This window comes from Ramlibacter paludis (assembly GCF_022012305.1).
Classification (GTDB): Bacteria; Pseudomonadota; Gammaproteobacteria; order Burkholderiales; family Burkholderiaceae_C; genus Ramlibacter; species Ramlibacter paludis.
Genome location: NZ_JAKLTM010000001.1, coordinates 17,535 through 32,954 on the forward strand (window position 1 = coordinate 17,535; position 15,420 = coordinate 32,954).

Here is a 15,420-nt window from a genome sequence, read left to right on the forward strand (position 1 = left end):
GATCCACCTCCCGGAGCCAACGATGAAGCAACTCTTCTCCCGCACCCTGTTCGCTGCCGCTGCCCTGGCGCTCTGCTCCGCCGCCCAGGCCGAGGAAAAGTTCACCTACATGACCAACTGGTACGCGCAGGCCGAGCACGGCGGCTTCTACCAGGCGGTGGCCACGGGCCTGTACAAGAAGGCCGGCCTCGACGTGTCCATCAAGATGGGCGGCCCGCAAGTCAACGTGATGCAGCTCATGGCCGCCGGCCAGGCCGACTGCATCATGGGCAGCAGCGACCTGCAGGTGATGATCACCCGCGCCGGCGGCCTGCCGATCACCACGGTCGCCGCGGTGTTCCAGAAGGACCCGCAGGTGCTGATCTCGCACGAAGACGTGGACGGCTTCGAGCAGATGAAGGACAAGACCATCCTCATCGCGCCCTCCGCGCAGCGCGGCTACTGGCTTTGGCTGAAGCAGAAGTACGGCTTCACCGACGCGCAGACGCGCCCCTACACCTTCAACATCCAGCCCTTCGTGGCCGAGAAGAACACGGTGCAGCAGGGTTACCTGACCAGCGAGCCTTTCGCGATCCAGAAGGCCGGCGTCAAGGCCAAGGCGCACCTGTTCGCCGACAAGGGCTGGACCTCCTACGCCACCACCATCTCCTGCATGGACGCCACGGTGAAGGACCGCAAGGCCGCCGTCGCCGCCTTCGTCAAGGCATCGATGGAAGGCTGGAAGAGCTACCTGGCCGATCCCGCGCCCGGCAACGCGCTGATCAAGAAGGACAACCCCAACATGACCGACGAACAGCTCGCGTACAGCGTGGCCAAGCTGAAGGAGATGGGCATGGTTACCGGCGGCGACGCCGTGAAGCTGGGCATCGGCATGATGGACGACAAGCGTATTGCCGCCAACTACAAGTTCCTGCTCGATAACAAGCTGGTCGAAGCCGGCAAGGTGACGCCCGCCGACGCCTACAACTTCTCCTTCATCAAGGATGCGAAGGTGATGCCGTGATGCGCGAACCGCCCGCCGTGCTGGCGGAAGCCGCGCCGGCGATCGAAGTCCTGTCGGCGCACAAGACCTACCCGAACGGCACGGTCGCCCTGCAGCCGGTGGACCTCACCGTGCCCGAAGGCGAGTTCGTCACGCTGCTGGGCCCCTCGGGCTGCGGCAAGAGCACGCTGCTGAAGATGGTGGCCGGCCTGCTGGAACCCACCGACGGCCGCCTGCTGCTGTGGCGCAAGCCGGTGCAGCAGCTGGAACAGGCGGGCAAGAAGATGGCCTTCGTGTTCCAGTCGCCCACGCTCATGCCCTGGGCCAGCGTGGCCGCCAACGTGCGGCTGCCGCTGGACCTGGCCGGCGTGGCGCGTGCGGAAGCCGATGCGCGCGTTGCCGATGCCCTGGCGCTGGTGGGCCTGGCGAAGTTCGCCAAGGCGCTGCCGCGCAATCTGTCGGGCGGCATGCAGATGCGCGTGTCCATCGCACGCAGCCTCGTGGTGCAGCCGCAGCTTCTCTTGATGGACGAGCCCTTCGGCGCGCTCGACGAGATCACCCGCCACAAGCTCGATGCCGACCTGCTGGAGCTGTGGCGCAGCAAGAAGCTGACGGTGGTCTTCGTCACCCACTCGATCCACGAGGCCGTCTACCTGTCGAACCGCGTGATCATGATGGCCGCCCGCCCGGGCCGCATCGTCGAGGAAGTGGTGATCGACGAGCCTTACCCGCGAAGTCCCGACTTCATGGTGACGCCGCGCTTCGCCCAGTACGCCAAGCGCCTGCAGGACAGCCTGCTGCGCGCCAGCCAGGAAAACGAGGAGGCGCTGCCGTGAAGCTCGCCAAGGCCAATTACCAGAAGGTGGTGTATCCCGCCTTCGTCGCGCTCGTCCTGCTCACCGCCTGGCAAGGCCTGGTCACCGGGCTCAAGCTGCCGCCCTACCTGGTGCCTTCGCCCATCCTGATGCTGCAGACGCTGGTGACCGACTGGCAGACGCTGGGCGGCTCGCTGCTGTTCACGCTGAAGATCACGCTGCTGTCCTTCCTGGTCGCAGTGGTGCTGGGCGTGTTGATTTCCTTCCTGTTCGTGCAGAGCCGCCGGATCGAGACCGCCCTCTTCCCCTACGCCGTGCTGCTGCAGGTGACGCCGATCGTGGCGGTCGCGCCGCTGATCATCATCTGGGTCAAGAACCCGACCGCCTCGCTGGTGATCTGCGCCGCCCTGGTGGCCCTGTTCCCCATCATCAGCAACACCACGCTGGGGCTGCGCAGCATCGACCCCGACCTGCAAAGCTACTTCGCGATGAACCGGGCCAACCGCGCCCAGACCCTGCTGCGCCTGCGGATTCCGAGCGCGCTGCCCTACTTCTTCGGCGGCCTGCGCATCTCCAGCGGCCTGGCGCTGATCGGCGCGGTGGTGGCGGAGTTCGTCGCCGGCACCGGCGGCAACAGCACCGGCCTGGCCTACCAGATCCTCTTTGCCGGCTACCAGCTGAACATCCCGCGCATGTTCGCCGCGCTGCTGCTGATCTCGCTGACCGGCGTGGCCCTGTTCGTGCTCATGGCATGGCTCTCGAAACTGGCCCTCGGTTCCTGGCATGCCAGCGAACTCTCCCGCGACTGACATGAACGCACCGATCCATCCCATCGAACAACTGCACGTCGCACTGCCGGACCTGGACTGGGTCACGGACGGCTCGCGCATCGCGCGCCTGTCGCAGGACTTCTCCTGGTTCAGCCCGGTGCTCAAGCGCCAGCTGGCGGGCAAGAGCGCCGACGCCGTCGTGCGGCCGCGCAACGAGGACGAGATCAAGCGCCTGGTCTCCCTGTGCGCGAAGCTGCGCATCCCCATCACCATCCGCGGCAGCGGCACCGGCAACTACGGCCAGTCCGTGCCCCTGCAGGGCGGCGTGGTGCTGGACATGAGCGGCTACAACCAGTTCCTGTGGGCGCGCGACGGCGCCGCCCGCGCGCAGGCCGGCATCCGTCTGTTCGAGCTGGAGACCAAGACGCGCGCCGCCTGCAACATGGAGCTGCGCTGCATGCCCAGCACCTACCGCAGCGCCACGCTGGGCGGCCTCTTCGGCGGCGGCTTCGGCGGCATCGGCTCGATCAACTACGGGCCGCTGGCCGCCCGCGGCAACGTGCTGGGCATCAAGGCCATCACGGTCGCCGAGGAGCCGGAGATCGTCGAGCTGCGCGGGCCCGAAGCGCTGCTGATGCACCACCTGTGGGGCACCAACGGTCTGGTGCTGGAGATCGAACTGGCGCTCGCCCCCGCCTACGACTGGCAGGAGCACTTCGTCGTGTTCTCCACGCTGGACGACGCGCTGGACTTCGGCCAGGCCGTCGCTTCGGCACCCGGCATCGTCAAGCGCGAGGTCGGGCTGCTGGCGCACCCCGTGCCCGCCTACCTGAAGCAGCATGCGGCCGAACTGCCGCCCGGCTGCCACGCGATGATCCTGGCCATCGCGCCGTCCAGCGAGCCGGCCGTGCGCGAGCTGGCGGCGCAGTGGCGCGGCGAAGTCACCTACAGCAAGAGCGCCGAGGAAATCGCGCGCACCCACCGCACGCTGCTGGAATACACCTGGAACCACACCACCCTGGCCGCGTTCAAGGTGGACAAGAACATCACCTACCTGCAAAGCGCCTTCGTGCCGGGCCAGCACCTGGAGCAGGTGCGGCGCATGGACAAGTTGCTGAGCCCGGAAGTGCAGATGCATGCCGAGTTCATCCGCAACCTCGACGGCGTGGTGACCTGCACGGCGCTGCAGATCGTGCAGTTCACGACCGAGGAGCGGCTGCAGGAGATCATGCAGACCTACCGCGACAACGGCGTGCGCATCAACGACCCGCACGTCTTCATCGTGGAAGACGGCAAGGCGGGTGGCGCGCTCTCGCAAGCCATCCAGGAGGTGAAGCAGCGCTTCGACCCCTTGAACCTGCTGAACCCCGGCAAGGTGCGGGCCTGGTCATGAGCATGGGCACGCCGATGGCGAACTACGCGTCCGCGCGGCGCGCCGGCGACTTCGTGTTCGTCAGCGGCGTGGTGGCGGTCGACCCCGCGCGCAAGGCCATCGTGGCGTCCTACGAGGACCTGCCGGCGCAGGCGCGCGAGCAGCTGCGCTCCATCGGCTACGACACCGGCCAGATGACCGTCGACCTCTACGAGGCCCCGGCGGTCGCGCAAAGCTGGTTCGTGCTGGAACGCATCCGCCAGATCGCCGCCGAACACGGCGCGCGGATGGAAGACGCCATCAAGCTGGTGCAGTACTTCCGCGACCTGCGCCACTACCCTTTCTACAACCGCGTGCGCGGCCTGTTCTATCCCGCGCAGCCCCCGGCCAGCACCGTCGTCGAAGTGGCACGGTTCATGCCTGGTGATGCCTGCCTGATCGAGGTGGAGGCCACGATCCACTTGAAATAGCCAACACGTGTCATTCCCGCGAAGGCGGGAATCCAGAGCGTCCCGAAGTGCCGGCGCAGCCGGCAGCCAACGCGGAAGCCCTGGATCCCCGCCTGCGCGGGGATGACCCCAGACCGCAGAGTAGAAGCTGGCAGTGGCGAGAGCCATGGGTCATTGCTCTGATTTCCACCCCCACCGGAGATCCAACCATGCTCAAACCTGCCCTCACCGCCCTCACCCTGGCCGCCGCGGCCACCCTGGCCCACGCCCAGGACAAGGTCACCTTCCTCACCTCCTGGTACGCCCAGGCCGAACACGGCGGCTACTACCAGGCGATCGCCAACGGCACCTACAAGAAGTACGGCCTGGACGTCACCATCAAGATGGGCGGTCCGCAGGTCAACGCGGTGCAGCTGCTGGCCGCCGGGCAAGCCGACTTCATGATGGGCAAGGACCTGCAGACGCTGACCGCGCTCAGCCAGGGCGTGCCGCTCACCACCGTGGGCGCCGTGTTCCAGAAGGAACCGCAAGGCATGGTGACCCACACCGATGTCAACACGCTGGCCGACCTCAAGACCCGCACCATCCTGGTCGCCACCAGCGGCCGCACCTCCTGGTGGCCTTGGCTGAAGGCCAAGTACGGTTTCACGGACGAACAGACGCGCCCCTACACGTCGAACATGCAGCCCTTCTTCAACGACAAGACGATGGCGCAGCAAGGCTACCCGGGCTCGGAGCCCTACACCGCGGAGCAGGCCGGCCAGAAGGTCAAGTTCTTCCTGTTCGCCGACGAGGGCTACCCGCCCTACGGCAACACCATCGTCACGCTGCAGAAGACGGCCAAGGACAAGCCGGACATGGTGCAGCGCTTCGTCAAGGCCACGCTGGAAGGCTGGAAGAGCTACCTCGACAACCCCGCCGCGGGCAACGCCCTGATCAAGCAGGACAACCCGAAGATGGACGACGGCACGCTGGCCTTCGCCCACAGGAAGATGAAGGAGCTGAAGTTCTTCGACGGCGGCGACGCCGCGAAGCTGGGCGCCGGCATCATGACGGATGCGCGCTGGGCCAGGACCTACGAGTTCATGCTGGCCAGCGAACAGATCAAGCCGCTCGCCAACTGGAAGGACGCCTACACCCTCCAGTTCGTCAAGGACGTGAAGGTGATGCCCTGATGCTGGTCACGCGCCAACCCGTGCTGCGCCGCTTCTGGTACGCCGTGATGCCCATGGCGAAGCTGGACGCCGGCCCGCAGCCCTTCACGCTGCTGGGCGAGAACATCGTGCTGTGGAAGAAGGCCGACGGCACGCCCGCCGCCGTGCGCGACCGCTGCTGCCACCGCACCGCGAAGCTGTCCAAGGGCTTCGTGCAGGACGGCAACATCGTTTGCGGCTACCACGGCTGGACCTACGACTGCAGCGGCGCCTGCGTGAAGATCCCGCAGGCGCCCGACATGCAGATTCCCGCCGGCGCCAAGGTGCCGGCCTACCACTGCGCCGAGCGCTTCGGGTACGCCTGGGTCGCGCTGGACGACCCGCTGATGCCGCTGCTGGAGGCGGAGGAGGAATCGCTCGGCTACCGCCGCATCCACCAGTTCGACGAAACGTGGAAGACCGGCGCGCTGCGGCTGATGGAGAACTCCTTCGACACCGCCCACTTCGCCTTCGTGCACAAGGGCACCTTCGGCCAGGGCGACCAGCACAAGCCGGAGCACTTCGCGCTGGACGAGACGGACTACGGCTTCGAGGCGCGCGTGGTGGTGAAGATCAACAACCCGCCCGTCTCGCACCGCATCACCGGCACCACCGACCCAGTGACGACGCGCAGCTTCTCCAACCAGTGGCACCTGCCCTTCCTGCGCAAGCTGGGGCTGGCCTACCCGAGCGGCATCCGCCACACCATCTTCACCTGCGCGACGCCGATCGACGACGAGCACATCCAGGTGATCCAGTGGCTGTACCGCAACGACACGGAAGAAGACTGTCCCGCCGAACTCCTGAACGACTGGGACACCCGCGTGGTGCTGGAAGACAAGGTGATCCTCGAATCGGTGGATCCCGATGCGCCGGTGGACGTCGGCCGCCGCGACGAACAAGGCATGGCCAGCGACCGCCCCGGCATGCTGATGCGCAAGCGCCTGCTGGCGCTGCTGAAGGAACACGGAGAAACCGAAGTGCACGGCTGGACCCGCATCCAGCCCGTGCGGGAGAACGCCGCATGCTGACCACGAAACAGAAAGTGTTGCGCCGCTTCTGGTACGCGCTGATGCCCATGTCCGACCTGGACGCGGGCCCCAAGCCCTTCCGCCTGATGGGCGAGGACCTGGTGCTCTGGAAACAGGCCGACGGCACGCCCGCGGCCGTCAGGGACCGCTGCTGCCACCGCACCGCCAAGCTCTCCAAGGGCTACGTCGAGAACGGCAACATCGTCTGCGGCTACCACGGCTGGACCTACGACTGCACCGGCGCCTGCGTGAAGATCCCGCAGCAGCCCGAGTCGCAGATCCCGGGCAATGCCCGCGTGCCGGCTTACCGCGCGCAGGAGAAGTACGGCTACGTCTGGGTCGCGCTGGACGATCCGCTGCGGCCCATCCCGCATTTCCCCGAGGACGGCCAGCCGGGCTTTCGCCGCATCTTCCAGTTCTACGAGGAGTGGAAGACCTCGCCGCTGCGCATGATGGAGAACTCCTTCGACAACTCGCACTTCTCCTTCGTGCACAAGGGCAATTTCGGCCTGATCGACCAGCCCAAGCCGGCGCCCTACCAGTTCACCGAGACCGACTACGGCTTCGAGGCCGAAACGCTGGTGCCGATCCGCAACCCGGAGCAGAGCCACCGGATCACGGGCACCACCGAGCCGATCACGCACCGGCACCTGGTCAACCGCTACTACCTGCCCTTCTCGCGCCGCTTCGGCTGCACCTATCCGGCCAGCGGCATCGCCCACATCATCTACAACTGCGCGACGCCGATCGACGACGACCGCATGATGCTGGTGCAATGGCTGTACCGCAACGACAGCGAGCAGGCGTGCAGCACGCAGTCGCTGATCGACTGGGATGCCGCCATCACGGCGGAAGATCGCGACATTCTGGAGGCGACCGATGCCGATGCCTGCATCGACACCACGCGCAAGGTGGAGTTCCACATGCCTTCGGACAAGCCGGGGCTGGTGATCCGCAAGCAGCTGCTGGACCTGCTGCGGGCGCACGGCGAGGAAGAAGTGCACCGCGGTTCCCTGCCGCGCGCGGGGGTGGCGGCATGAGCGACTTCCTGATTCGCAACGCCACGGCCATCCTCACCGGCTTGAAAGGCGATGCCGCTCGCGCACGAGGTTCCGACCTTCGGGTGCGCGCCGGCAAGATCACCGGGATCGGCACGCTGGCGCCGTTGCCCGGCGAGCGCCAGGTCGATGCGAGCGGATGCGTGGTCTACCCCTCCTGGGTCAATACGCACCACCACCTGTTCCAGTCGCTGCTGAAAGGCGATCCGGAAGGCCTGAACGCGACGCTGTCGCCGTGGCTGCTGGCCACGCCGATGCGGCTGCGGCCGCTGATGACCGAAGAGGACTTCCGCCTGTCGGCACGTGTGGGCCTGCTGGAGCTGGCGCTTTCGGGCTGCGCCACGGTGGCCGATCACAACTACCACTACTTTCCCGGCATGCCTTACGACGGCAGCGCCATCCTGTTCGAGGAAGCGGCGAAGCTGGGGCTGCGCTTCGTGCTGTGCCGCGGCGGCGGCACGCTGTCACGCTTGCCCAGCAGTGACCTGCGGCCGGAGTCGCGACCGGAGACGCTGGACGGCTTCCTGCGCGACGTGCAGCGCGTCGCGCGCGAGTTCCACGATCCGGCGCCGGACGCGATGCAGCGCGTGGTGATGGCGCCGACCACGCCGCCGCACTCCATGCTGCCGGAGGAGATGCGCGAGACCGCGCGGGAGGCGCGCCGTCTCGGCCTGCGGCTGCACTCGCACCTGTCGGAGACCGTGCAATACCACGACGCCGTGCACGGCAAGCACGGCATGAAGCCCGTGCAGTTCTGCGAATCGATCGAGTGGCTGGGGCCGGACGTGTGGTTCGCGCACCTGGTGAAGCTGGACGAAGACGAGATCGCCTTGCTGGGCAAGACGCAGAGCGGCATCGCGCACTGCCCGCAAAGCAACGGGCGTCTGGGCAGCGGCATCGCACCGGTGCGCCAGCTGGAGGCGGCCGGCGCGAAGGTGTCGATCGGCGTCGACGGCGCGGCGTCGAACGAAGCGGCGGACATGCTGTCGGAGACGCATGCGGCCTGGTTGATGCAGCGGGCGCGGGGCGGACAGGATGCGGTCGCTTTGTACCGGGGTGGCCAGGGCGAAGGCGACGCGGCGGCGACGACCGTGGAAGACGTCGTGCGCTGGGGCAGCGCGGGCGGTGCGGCTGTGCTGGGGCTGGATGCGGTAGGGACGCTGGAGCCGGGCAAGGCGGCCGACATCTCGATCTATGGCCTCGACCGCGATCCGCGCTATTTCGGGCTGCACGATCCGGCGATCGGGCCGGTGGCGAGCGGCGGCAATGCGGACCTGCGGTGGATGTTCGTGGCGGGGAAGGAAGTCGTGCGCGATGGGAAGGTGCCGGGGCTGGATGTGATCGAGCTGGGACGCAAGAGCGCGGCTGCGGTCAAAGGCATCCTGTCACGGCTTTGAACTTGCCGGTCATCCCCGCGAAGGCGGGGACCCAGGGCGCCCTGGCTTCCCGCCTTCGCGGGAATGACGTCACGCAATGATGTAAGCCGCCGCCCCCGTCGCCAGCAGCTTCCCGTCCGCCCCCATGAACTCCATCCGCGTGCTCGCCACCCGCGAGCCGAGCCGCAGCACCTCGGCCTGCAGCTCGAACGCCTCGCCGATGCCTGGCCGCAGGTAATCGATCCGCAGGTCGATCGTCCCGAGCTTGCCGAAGCGCTGCAGCCTTTGCCCCGGCGCTTCGTCCATGTGGCGGGCACCGATGGCCGCCATCACGGCCAGCCCGCCCATGGCGTCGAGACCGGCGCTGATCACGCCGCCGTGGATGCGGTTGAAGCTGTAGTGGCCCACCAGGTCCGGCTTCATCGCGATGCGGCCGGTCACACGCTCCGGCTTGAGGCTGGTGATGCGCAGGCCCAGCACGCGGTTGAACAGGATCTTGTCCTCGAAGATCTCCTTGAGTCCGGCGACGAACGCGTCTTCGAACTCGATGGGAACCGGCGGCGGATGGCGCGTCATAGCCCGAGCTGCCTCGCGGCCAGGTCCTTCATGATCTCCTCCGCACCGCCCCCGATCATCATCACCTTCACCTCCCGGTAGATCCGTTCGCTCCTGGTCCCGCGCATGTAGCCCATGCCGCCGAGGATCTGCACCGCCTGGTCGGCGCAGAACTGCATCGCCTGCGTGGCGTGGTTCTTCAGCATGCAGATCTGGGCCACCAGGTTGGGGTCAACGAAATTGGGGTCAGAACCCAATTTCTCGAGGGAAATTGGGTTCTGACCCCAATTTTGATCTGCGGTCTCGGTCACCTGATGCAGCCACGCTTCGGTCGAAGAGATGCGCATCTGCATGTCCACCAGCTTGTGGCGGATCACCTGCTTCTCGACCAGCGGGCCGCCGAAGGCGTGGCGGTCGCGGGCCCAGGCGAGGGCTTCGTCGTGACACGCCTGCGCGAAGCCCAGGGCCAGCGCCGACATCGCCAGTCGCTCGCCATTGAAGTTGCCCATGATCATCCGGAAGCCGGCGCCCTCTTCGCCGACCAGGTAGCGCGCGGGCACACGCACCTCGTCGAAGCGCAGCTGCGCGGTGTCGCTGCACAGCCAGCCCATCTTGTCGAGGCGCGTGCGCGAGAGGCCTTGGCTGTCGCCCGGGACGACGAGCATCGAGATCCCTTTCGTGCCGGGCTCGCCGGTGCGCACCGCCACCGTGATCCAGTCGGCGCGCATGCCGGACGTGATGAAGACCTTCTCGCCGCTGACGACGTAGTCGTCGCCGTCGCGGCGCGCGCGCGTCCGCAGGGCGGCCACGTCCGAGCCGCCATCCGGCTCAGTGATCGCCAGCGCCGCGATCTTCTCGCCGCGCAGCACACCCGGCACGATTTCCTTCTGCAAGGCCTCGCTGCCGTGCCGAAGGATCGGCGGCAGCGCGATGTTGTGCGAGAACAGGCTGGCCAGCACCCCGCCGCTCGCGCCCCAGCGCGCCATGGCGACCGACAACGCATTGCGCACCGCATAAGGCGCCGGCACGCCGCCCAGTTCCTCCGGATAACCCATGCCGAGGATGCCCAGCTGCCCCGCCTCGCGGTACAGCTCGCGCGGCACTTCGCCCACCGCTTCCCACTGCGCGACATGCGGCACCACGCGGTCGTTCATGAAACGGCGCACGCTGTTGGCCAGCGTCGCCAGGTCGAAGCCCAGGTCGTCGTCGTTCATGCCGCGGCCGCCAGCGTCAGGAGAACGCGCGCCGTGGCCACCTGCTGGCCCGGCTGCACGTGCACGCTCTGCACCACGCCGTCGCGCGGCGCGGCCAGCGCGTGCTCCAGCTTCATCGATTCGATCACCAGCAAGGTTTCCCCTTTCTTCACGCTGCTGCCGGCGCCGGCCTGCACCGCGATCACTTTCCCGTTGAAGGGCGCGCGCACCTCGCTCGCGCCGCCGCCCGCGCCATCCGCCTCGGGCGGCTCGAAAGATGCATCGGCGACGAACAGGTCGACCGCGCCGACCTGCACGTGCCACTGCCCGGTCCCGGTTTCCACCACCGTGGCCTGCGACGGCAGCACGCCGTCGGATTCACGCAAGGGCACGTCCAGCACCGCATCGCGATGGCGCACGCGCAGCGGCCGCTCGAAGGGCGAGGCCAGCGACGGGGCGGAGCCTTGCGGCAGCAGCGCCGCGCAGGCCGCCTCGGGCACGTAGCCGATCTTCTCGTCCTGCAGTTCGCGCCGCAGTTCCTCGCCGTGTTCGGCCAGGAAGGGCACCAGCGCCTCGCCGCGCGCGAACACCGGATGGCGCAGGCAGGCCGCGAGGAAGCGGCGATTCGTCGGCAGCCCCAGCACGCGCAGGTCGTCCAAAGCGGCCGTGAGCTGCGTCAGGGCCTGCGCGCGGGTCGGCGCATGCGCAATGAGTTTCCCGAGCATGCTGTCGTAATAGGGCGAGACGCGCATGCCTTCGGCGATGGCGTGGTCGAAGCGCAGCGGCGGCTCCCCGCCGAAGTGCCGCACCACGCCGGTGTGCGGCCGGAACTCCTCGTCCTCCGCGCACAAGCGCACTTCGATCGCATGGCCGTTCAGGCGCACTTCCTTCTGCCGCCGCGGCAGTTCCTCGCCGCAGGCCACGCGCAATTGCCACTCGACGAGGTCGAAGCCGGTGAGCGCCTCCGTCACCGGGTGCTCCACCTGCAGCCGCGTATTCATTTCCATCAGGAAGAAGTCCTGGCCTTCCAGCAGGAATTCGACCGTGCCCGCGCCGACATAGCCCGCGGCCTGCGCCAGCTCCACCGCGCACTGGCCCATGCGCTCGCGCAAGGCCGCATCGACCGCGGGACTCGGCGACTCCTCGATCAGCTTCTGGTGCCGCCGCTGCACCGAGCAATCGCGCTCGCCCAGGTGGATGCCGCCGCCATGCATGTCGCAGAAGACCTGCACCTCCACATGGCGCGGACGCAGCAGGGCGCGCTCCAACAGCAGCTCGCCGGAACCGAAAGCGGACTCGGCTTCCGACCGGGCGCTGCGCAGCGCAGCGGGCAAGTCCGTCGCTTCCATCACGAGGCGCATGCCTCGCCCGCCACCACCCGCCGCAGCCTTCACCATCAGCGGATAACCGATCTCGCCCGCCGCCGCCAGCAGGCGCTCGTCACCCTGGTCCTTGCCCTGGTAACCCGGCAGGCAGGGAATGCCCCGCGCCTGCGCCAGTTCCTTGGCGCGCGATTTGTTGCCCAAGGTTCGGATGGCGCCGGCCGGCGGTCCGATCCACAGCAGCCCCGCATCCTCGACCGCCTGCGCGAAGTCGGCGTTCTCGCTCAGGAAGCCGTAGCCCGGATGCACCGCGTCGGCGCCGCTGGCCCGCGCCGCGGCAATCAGCTTGTCGATGCGCAGGTAGGACTCGGCCGGCGTATTGCCGCCCAGCCCGTAGGAGCGCCCGGCTTCGCGCACGTGCAGCGCCTGCGCATCGGCCTCGGAGTACACCGCCACCGTCGCGATGCCCATCGCGCGCGCGGTGCGCAGCACGCGGCGCGCGATCTCCCCGCGGTTGGCAACCAGCAGGCGGCGGATCTGCAAGCTCATTCCTTCGCCGGCCGCTTGGCTACGCCCATCAGCCGGGCCAGGATCTGCAGCATCACCTCGTCGGCGCCGCCGCCGATCGAAGCCAGGCGGCCGTCCCGGAACATGCGTGCCACCTTGTTCTCCCAGGTGAAGCCCATGCCGCCCCAGAACTGCAGGCAGGTGTCCGGCACCGTGCGGTTCAGGCGGCCCGCCTTCAGCTTGGCCATCGAGGCGAGTTCGAGCACGTCCTGGCCCTGCACGTAGAGGTCGCAGGCGCGGTAGGTCAGCGCCCGCAGCGCCTCCACCTCGGTCTTGCATTCGGCCAGCTTGAACTGCACCCACTGCTGATCGGCCAGCGCGGCGCCGAACAGCTTGCGCTCCTGCGCCCAGTCGATCGTCCATTGAATGCAGTTGGTGAGCGACTGCAGGCAGCTCGCCGCGGCCCACAGGCGCTCCTCCTGGAACTGCTGCATCTGATAGATGAAGCCCTGGCCTTCGGCGCCGATGCGATACCGTTGCGGCACCCGCACTTCGTCGAAGTAGATCAGGCCGGTGTCGCTGCTGTTCATGCCGATCTTGCGGATCTTGCGCGCCACCTCGATGCCGGGGCGCAGCTTGCCGTTCTCGCGCATGGGCACGATCACCAGCGACTTGTTCCTGTGCACGGGACCTTCGCCGGTGTTCACCAGCATGCACATCCAGTCGGCCTGCAGGCTGTTGGTGATCCACATCTTCTGGCCGCTGATCACGTAGTCGTCACCGTCCTTGCGGGCGCGGCTCTTGATGCCGGAGACGTCGCTGCCCGCACCCGGCTCGCTCACGCCGATGCAGGCCACGGCGTCACCCGCGATGGCCGGCGCCAGGAACTCGCGCTTCAGCTCCTCGCTGCCGAAGCGCGCCAGCGCCGGCGTGGCCATGTCGGTCTGCACGCCGATGGCCATGGGCACGCCGCCGCACTCGATGTGGCCGAGCGCTTCGGCCATCGCCATCGAGTACGAGTAGTCGAGGCCTGCGCCGCCGTGCTCCTCCGGCTTGCACAGCCCGAGCAGCCCCAGCTGGCCCAGGCGCTTGAAGACCTGGTGCGCGGGAAAGATCTCGGCCTCCTCCCACTCCTCGACGTGGGGATTGATCTCCTCGGCTATGAAGCGTTTCAGCGTCTTCTGGATCTCGAGGTGTTCGTGGCTGTAGTCCATGGGCTCCGTCTCCTCACATGCGCGCGACGCCGAACTGCAGCGGTCGCAGGTCCTTCGCTTCCGCCTCGGCGATGGTGTCCAGGCAGAACGCCAGCACCGAACGGGTGTCGCGCGGGTCGATCACGCCGTCGTCCAGCAGCAGGCCCGAGGTGTAGAAGGCATCGGCCTGCGCCTCGAACAGCGCGACGATCTTGTCGAATTGCGCCTGCGACTGCGCCGCGTCGGGCGCGATGCCTTTGCGCGCCAGCGCCGCCTCGGTGACGATCTGCATCGTGCGCGCCGCCTGCTCGCCGCCCATCACCGCGGTCTTCGCGCTCGGCCAGCTGAAGAGGAAGCGCGGCGCGTAGCCGCGCCCGCACATGCCGTAGTTGCCGGCGCCGAAGGAGGCGCCGCACTGGATGGTGAGCTGCGGCACCGTGGCGTTGGTCACGGCCTGGATCATCTTGCTGCCATGCTTGATCATCCCGCCCTGCTCGCTTTCCTTGCCGACCATGTAGCCGGTGGTGTTCTGCAGGTAGACGATGGGGTGGCCCAGCTGGCACATCCACTGGATGAAATGTGTCGCCTTGTTGGCGCCGGCGACGTCGATCGGACCGTTGTTGGTGATGAAGCCGACCGCGTGGCCGCCGATGCGGCCTTGCGCGCACACGGTGGCTGCGCCGTAGAGGGGCTTGAATTCCAGCAGCGATTGGTCGTCGACGAGCCGCGTGATCACCTCACGCATGTCGACCGGCTCGCGAAGATTGGCGGGCATGATTCCGAGCAGTTCGTCCCGCTGCTCTTGCTCCCTCCCCCCCTGGGGCAGGGCTGGGGTGGGAGCGCTGCCGTCGCGCGCGAGGCGTGCAACGACATCCCGCGCGATGCCAAGCGCCTGCCGATCGTCCTCGGCGAGGTACTCCCCCAGCCCGGACACGCTCGTGTGCATCTCCGCCCCGCCGAGCTCCTCCTCCGTCGCCACCTCGCCCGTCGCCGCCATCAACAGCGGCGGCCCAGCGAGGAACGCGCGCGAGCGGCCCCGCACCATGATCACCACGTCGCTCAGCCCCGGCATGTACGCACCACCGGCCGTCCCCGACCCGTGCTGCACGGTGATCACCGGAATGCCCGCGGCCGACAGGCGTGCCAGGTTGCGGAACAACGCCCCGCCCTGCACGAACCCTTCCACGCGATAGCGCAGGAGATTGGCGCCTGCGCTTTCGACCAGGTGGATGAAAGGCAGCTTGTTCTGCAGCGCCAGTTCCTGCACGCGCAGGATCTTCTCCAGCCCCATGGCCTGGATCGCGCCGGCATCAATGCCCGAGTCGCTCGCCACCACCATGCAACGCACGCCGCCGACGAATCCGATGCCGGCAATCATCCCGCCGCCCGGCACCGACGCCGCCGGGTCCTTGCTGTCCTGCAGGTAGCCGGCCAGCGAACACAAGGGCAGGAAGGGCGCGCCCGCGTCCAGCAGCAGGCCCACGCGTTCGCGCGGCAGCAACTGCCCGCGCCGCTCGAACACGGCGCGCGCCTCGGCCGACTTGTCGGCCGCCCGCTGTTCCAGCGCGCGCAGCTGCGCGACCCGCTCGCGCATCGCCTCTGCA

Annotated in this window: 14 protein-coding genes; 9 read left to right on the forward strand and 5 right to left on the reverse strand. The window is 68.0% G+C overall.

From position 1 onward, the window contains the following. Nucleotides 1-22 precede the first annotated feature (22 nt). The 9 genes from LZ009_RS00095 to LZ009_RS00135 all read left to right on the forward strand — a co-directional run bounded on the left by LZ009_RS00095 (nt 23) and on the right by LZ009_RS00135 (nt 9,067). A complete protein-coding gene (locus LZ009_RS00095) occupies nt 23-1,003 on the forward strand; it encodes an ABC transporter substrate-binding protein (RefSeq protein ID WP_275695844.1) in 981 nt (326 codons plus the stop codon). Continuing rightward, nucleotides 1,003-1,818 carry an ABC transporter ATP-binding protein gene (locus LZ009_RS00100; protein WP_275695845.1) on the forward strand — a complete coding sequence of 272 codons (816 nt, stop codon included), beginning with the start codon at nt 1,003-1,005 and terminating at the stop codon, nt 1,816-1,818. Before LZ009_RS00095 ends, LZ009_RS00100 begins: the two co-directional genes overlap by 1 nt. Continuing rightward, on the forward strand, nt 1,815-2,606 hold the full coding sequence (locus LZ009_RS00105; RefSeq protein ID WP_275695846.1) for an ABC transporter permease: 792 nt from the start codon (nt 1,815-1,817) through the stop codon (nt 2,604-2,606). Before LZ009_RS00100 ends, LZ009_RS00105 begins: the two co-directional genes overlap by 4 nt. A gap of 1 nt (nt 2,607) precedes the next feature. After that, on the forward strand, nt 2,608-3,960 hold the full coding sequence (locus tag LZ009_RS00110) for an FAD-binding oxidoreductase (RefSeq protein WP_275695847.1): 1,353 nt from the start codon (nt 2,608-2,610) through the stop codon (nt 3,958-3,960). Beyond that, nucleotides 3,957-4,409 carry a RidA family protein gene (locus LZ009_RS00115; RefSeq protein WP_275695848.1) on the forward strand — a complete coding sequence of 151 codons (453 nt, stop codon included), beginning with the start codon at nt 3,957-3,959 and terminating at the stop codon, nt 4,407-4,409. Before LZ009_RS00110 ends, LZ009_RS00115 begins: the two co-directional genes overlap by 4 nt. Nucleotides 4,410-4,597: 188 nt before the next feature. Continuing rightward, a complete protein-coding gene (locus LZ009_RS00120; RefSeq protein ID WP_275695849.1) occupies nt 4,598-5,563 on the forward strand; it encodes an ABC transporter substrate-binding protein in 966 nt (321 codons plus the stop codon). After that, entirely contained in the window at nt 5,563-6,612 is a 1,050-nt protein-coding gene (locus LZ009_RS00125) for an aromatic ring-hydroxylating dioxygenase subunit alpha (RefSeq protein ID WP_275695850.1), read from the forward strand. The genes LZ009_RS00120 and LZ009_RS00125 overlap by 1 nt, the downstream gene beginning before the upstream one ends. Further along, nucleotides 6,606-7,652, forward strand: a complete 1,047-nt coding sequence (locus LZ009_RS00130) for an aromatic ring-hydroxylating dioxygenase subunit alpha (RefSeq protein WP_275695851.1) — start codon at nt 6,606-6,608, stop codon at nt 7,650-7,652. Before LZ009_RS00125 ends, LZ009_RS00130 begins: the two co-directional genes overlap by 7 nt. Beyond that, complete coding sequence (locus LZ009_RS00135) at nt 7,649-9,067, forward strand: amidohydrolase family protein (RefSeq protein WP_275695852.1); 1,419 nt, start codon at nt 7,649-7,651, stop codon at nt 9,065-9,067. The genes LZ009_RS00130 and LZ009_RS00135 overlap by 4 nt, the downstream gene beginning before the upstream one ends. 69 nt (nt 9,068-9,136) lie before the next feature. Here LZ009_RS00135 and LZ009_RS00140 read toward each other — a convergent pair whose 3' ends face one another. The 5 genes from LZ009_RS00140 to LZ009_RS00160 are packed head-to-tail and all read right to left on the reverse strand — an operon-like array spanning nt 9,137 to nt 15,410. Then, the gene (locus tag LZ009_RS00140) at nt 9,137-9,622 is read right to left on the reverse strand and encodes a thioesterase family protein (protein ID WP_275695853.1); all 486 of its coding nucleotides are present in this window, start codon (nt 9,620-9,622) and stop codon (nt 9,137-9,139) included. Then, nucleotides 9,619-10,815 (reverse strand): acyl-CoA dehydrogenase family protein, encoded by a 1,197-nt coding sequence (locus LZ009_RS00145; protein WP_275695854.1) that lies wholly within the window; start codon nt 10,813-10,815, stop codon nt 9,619-9,621. Before LZ009_RS00145 ends, LZ009_RS00140 begins: the two co-directional genes overlap by 4 nt. Beyond that, the gene (locus tag LZ009_RS00150) at nt 10,812-12,653 is read right to left on the reverse strand and encodes an acetyl/propionyl/methylcrotonyl-CoA carboxylase subunit alpha (protein ID WP_275697082.1); all 1,842 of its coding nucleotides are present in this window, start codon (nt 12,651-12,653) and stop codon (nt 10,812-10,814) included. Before LZ009_RS00150 ends, LZ009_RS00145 begins: the two co-directional genes overlap by 4 nt. 8 nt (nt 12,654-12,661) lie before the next feature. Further along, on the reverse strand, nt 12,662-13,837 hold the full coding sequence (locus LZ009_RS00155; RefSeq protein WP_275695855.1) for an acyl-CoA dehydrogenase family protein: 1,176 nt from the start codon (nt 13,835-13,837) through the stop codon (nt 12,662-12,664). A 13-nt stretch (nt 13,838-13,850) separates the two neighbouring features. Beyond that, the gene (locus LZ009_RS00160; RefSeq protein ID WP_275697083.1) at nt 13,851-15,410 is read right to left on the reverse strand and encodes an acyl-CoA carboxylase subunit beta; all 1,560 of its coding nucleotides are present in this window, start codon (nt 15,408-15,410) and stop codon (nt 13,851-13,853) included. Between the last annotated feature and the right edge of the window lie 10 nt (nt 15,411-15,420).

What these genes read in the sequence shown, in the direction of transcription:
- LZ009_RS00095 (WP_275695844.1), top strand. Translation starts at nt 23, where the DNA reads ATGAAGCAACTCTTCTCCCGCACCCTGTTCGCTGCCGCTGCCCTGGCG.
- LZ009_RS00100 (WP_275695845.1), top strand. Translation starts at nt 1,003, where the DNA reads ATGCGCGAACCGCCCGCCGTGCTGGCGGAAGCCGCGCCGGCGATCGAA.
- LZ009_RS00110 (WP_275695847.1), top strand. Translation starts at nt 2,608, where the DNA reads ATGAACGCACCGATCCATCCCATCGAACAACTGCACGTCGCACTGCCG.
- LZ009_RS00115 (WP_275695848.1), top strand. Translation starts at nt 3,957, where the DNA reads ATGAGCATGGGCACGCCGATGGCGAACTACGCGTCCGCGCGGCGCGCC.
- LZ009_RS00120 (WP_275695849.1), top strand. Translation starts at nt 4,598, where the DNA reads ATGCTCAAACCTGCCCTCACCGCCCTCACCCTGGCCGCCGCGGCCACC.
- LZ009_RS00125 (WP_275695850.1), top strand. Translation starts at nt 5,563, where the DNA reads ATGCTGGTCACGCGCCAACCCGTGCTGCGCCGCTTCTGGTACGCCGTG.
- LZ009_RS00130 (WP_275695851.1), top strand. Translation starts at nt 6,606, where the DNA reads ATGCTGACCACGAAACAGAAAGTGTTGCGCCGCTTCTGGTACGCGCTG.
- LZ009_RS00135 (WP_275695852.1), top strand. Translation starts at nt 7,649, where the DNA reads ATGAGCGACTTCCTGATTCGCAACGCCACGGCCATCCTCACCGGCTTG.
- LZ009_RS00140 (WP_275695853.1), bottom strand. Translation starts at nt 9,622, where the DNA reads ATGACGCGCCATCCGCCGCCGGTTCCCATCGAGTTCGAAGACGCGTTC.
- LZ009_RS00145 (WP_275695854.1), bottom strand. Translation starts at nt 10,815, where the DNA reads ATGAACGACGACGACCTGGGCTTCGACCTGGCGACGCTGGCCAACAGC.
- LZ009_RS00155 (WP_275695855.1), bottom strand. Translation starts at nt 13,837, where the DNA reads ATGGACTACAGCCACGAACACCTCGAGATCCAGAAGACGCTGAAACGC.
- LZ009_RS00160 (WP_275697083.1), bottom strand. Translation starts at nt 15,410, where the DNA reads ATGCGCGAGCGGGTCGCGCAGCTGCGCGCGCTGGAACAGCGGGCGGCC.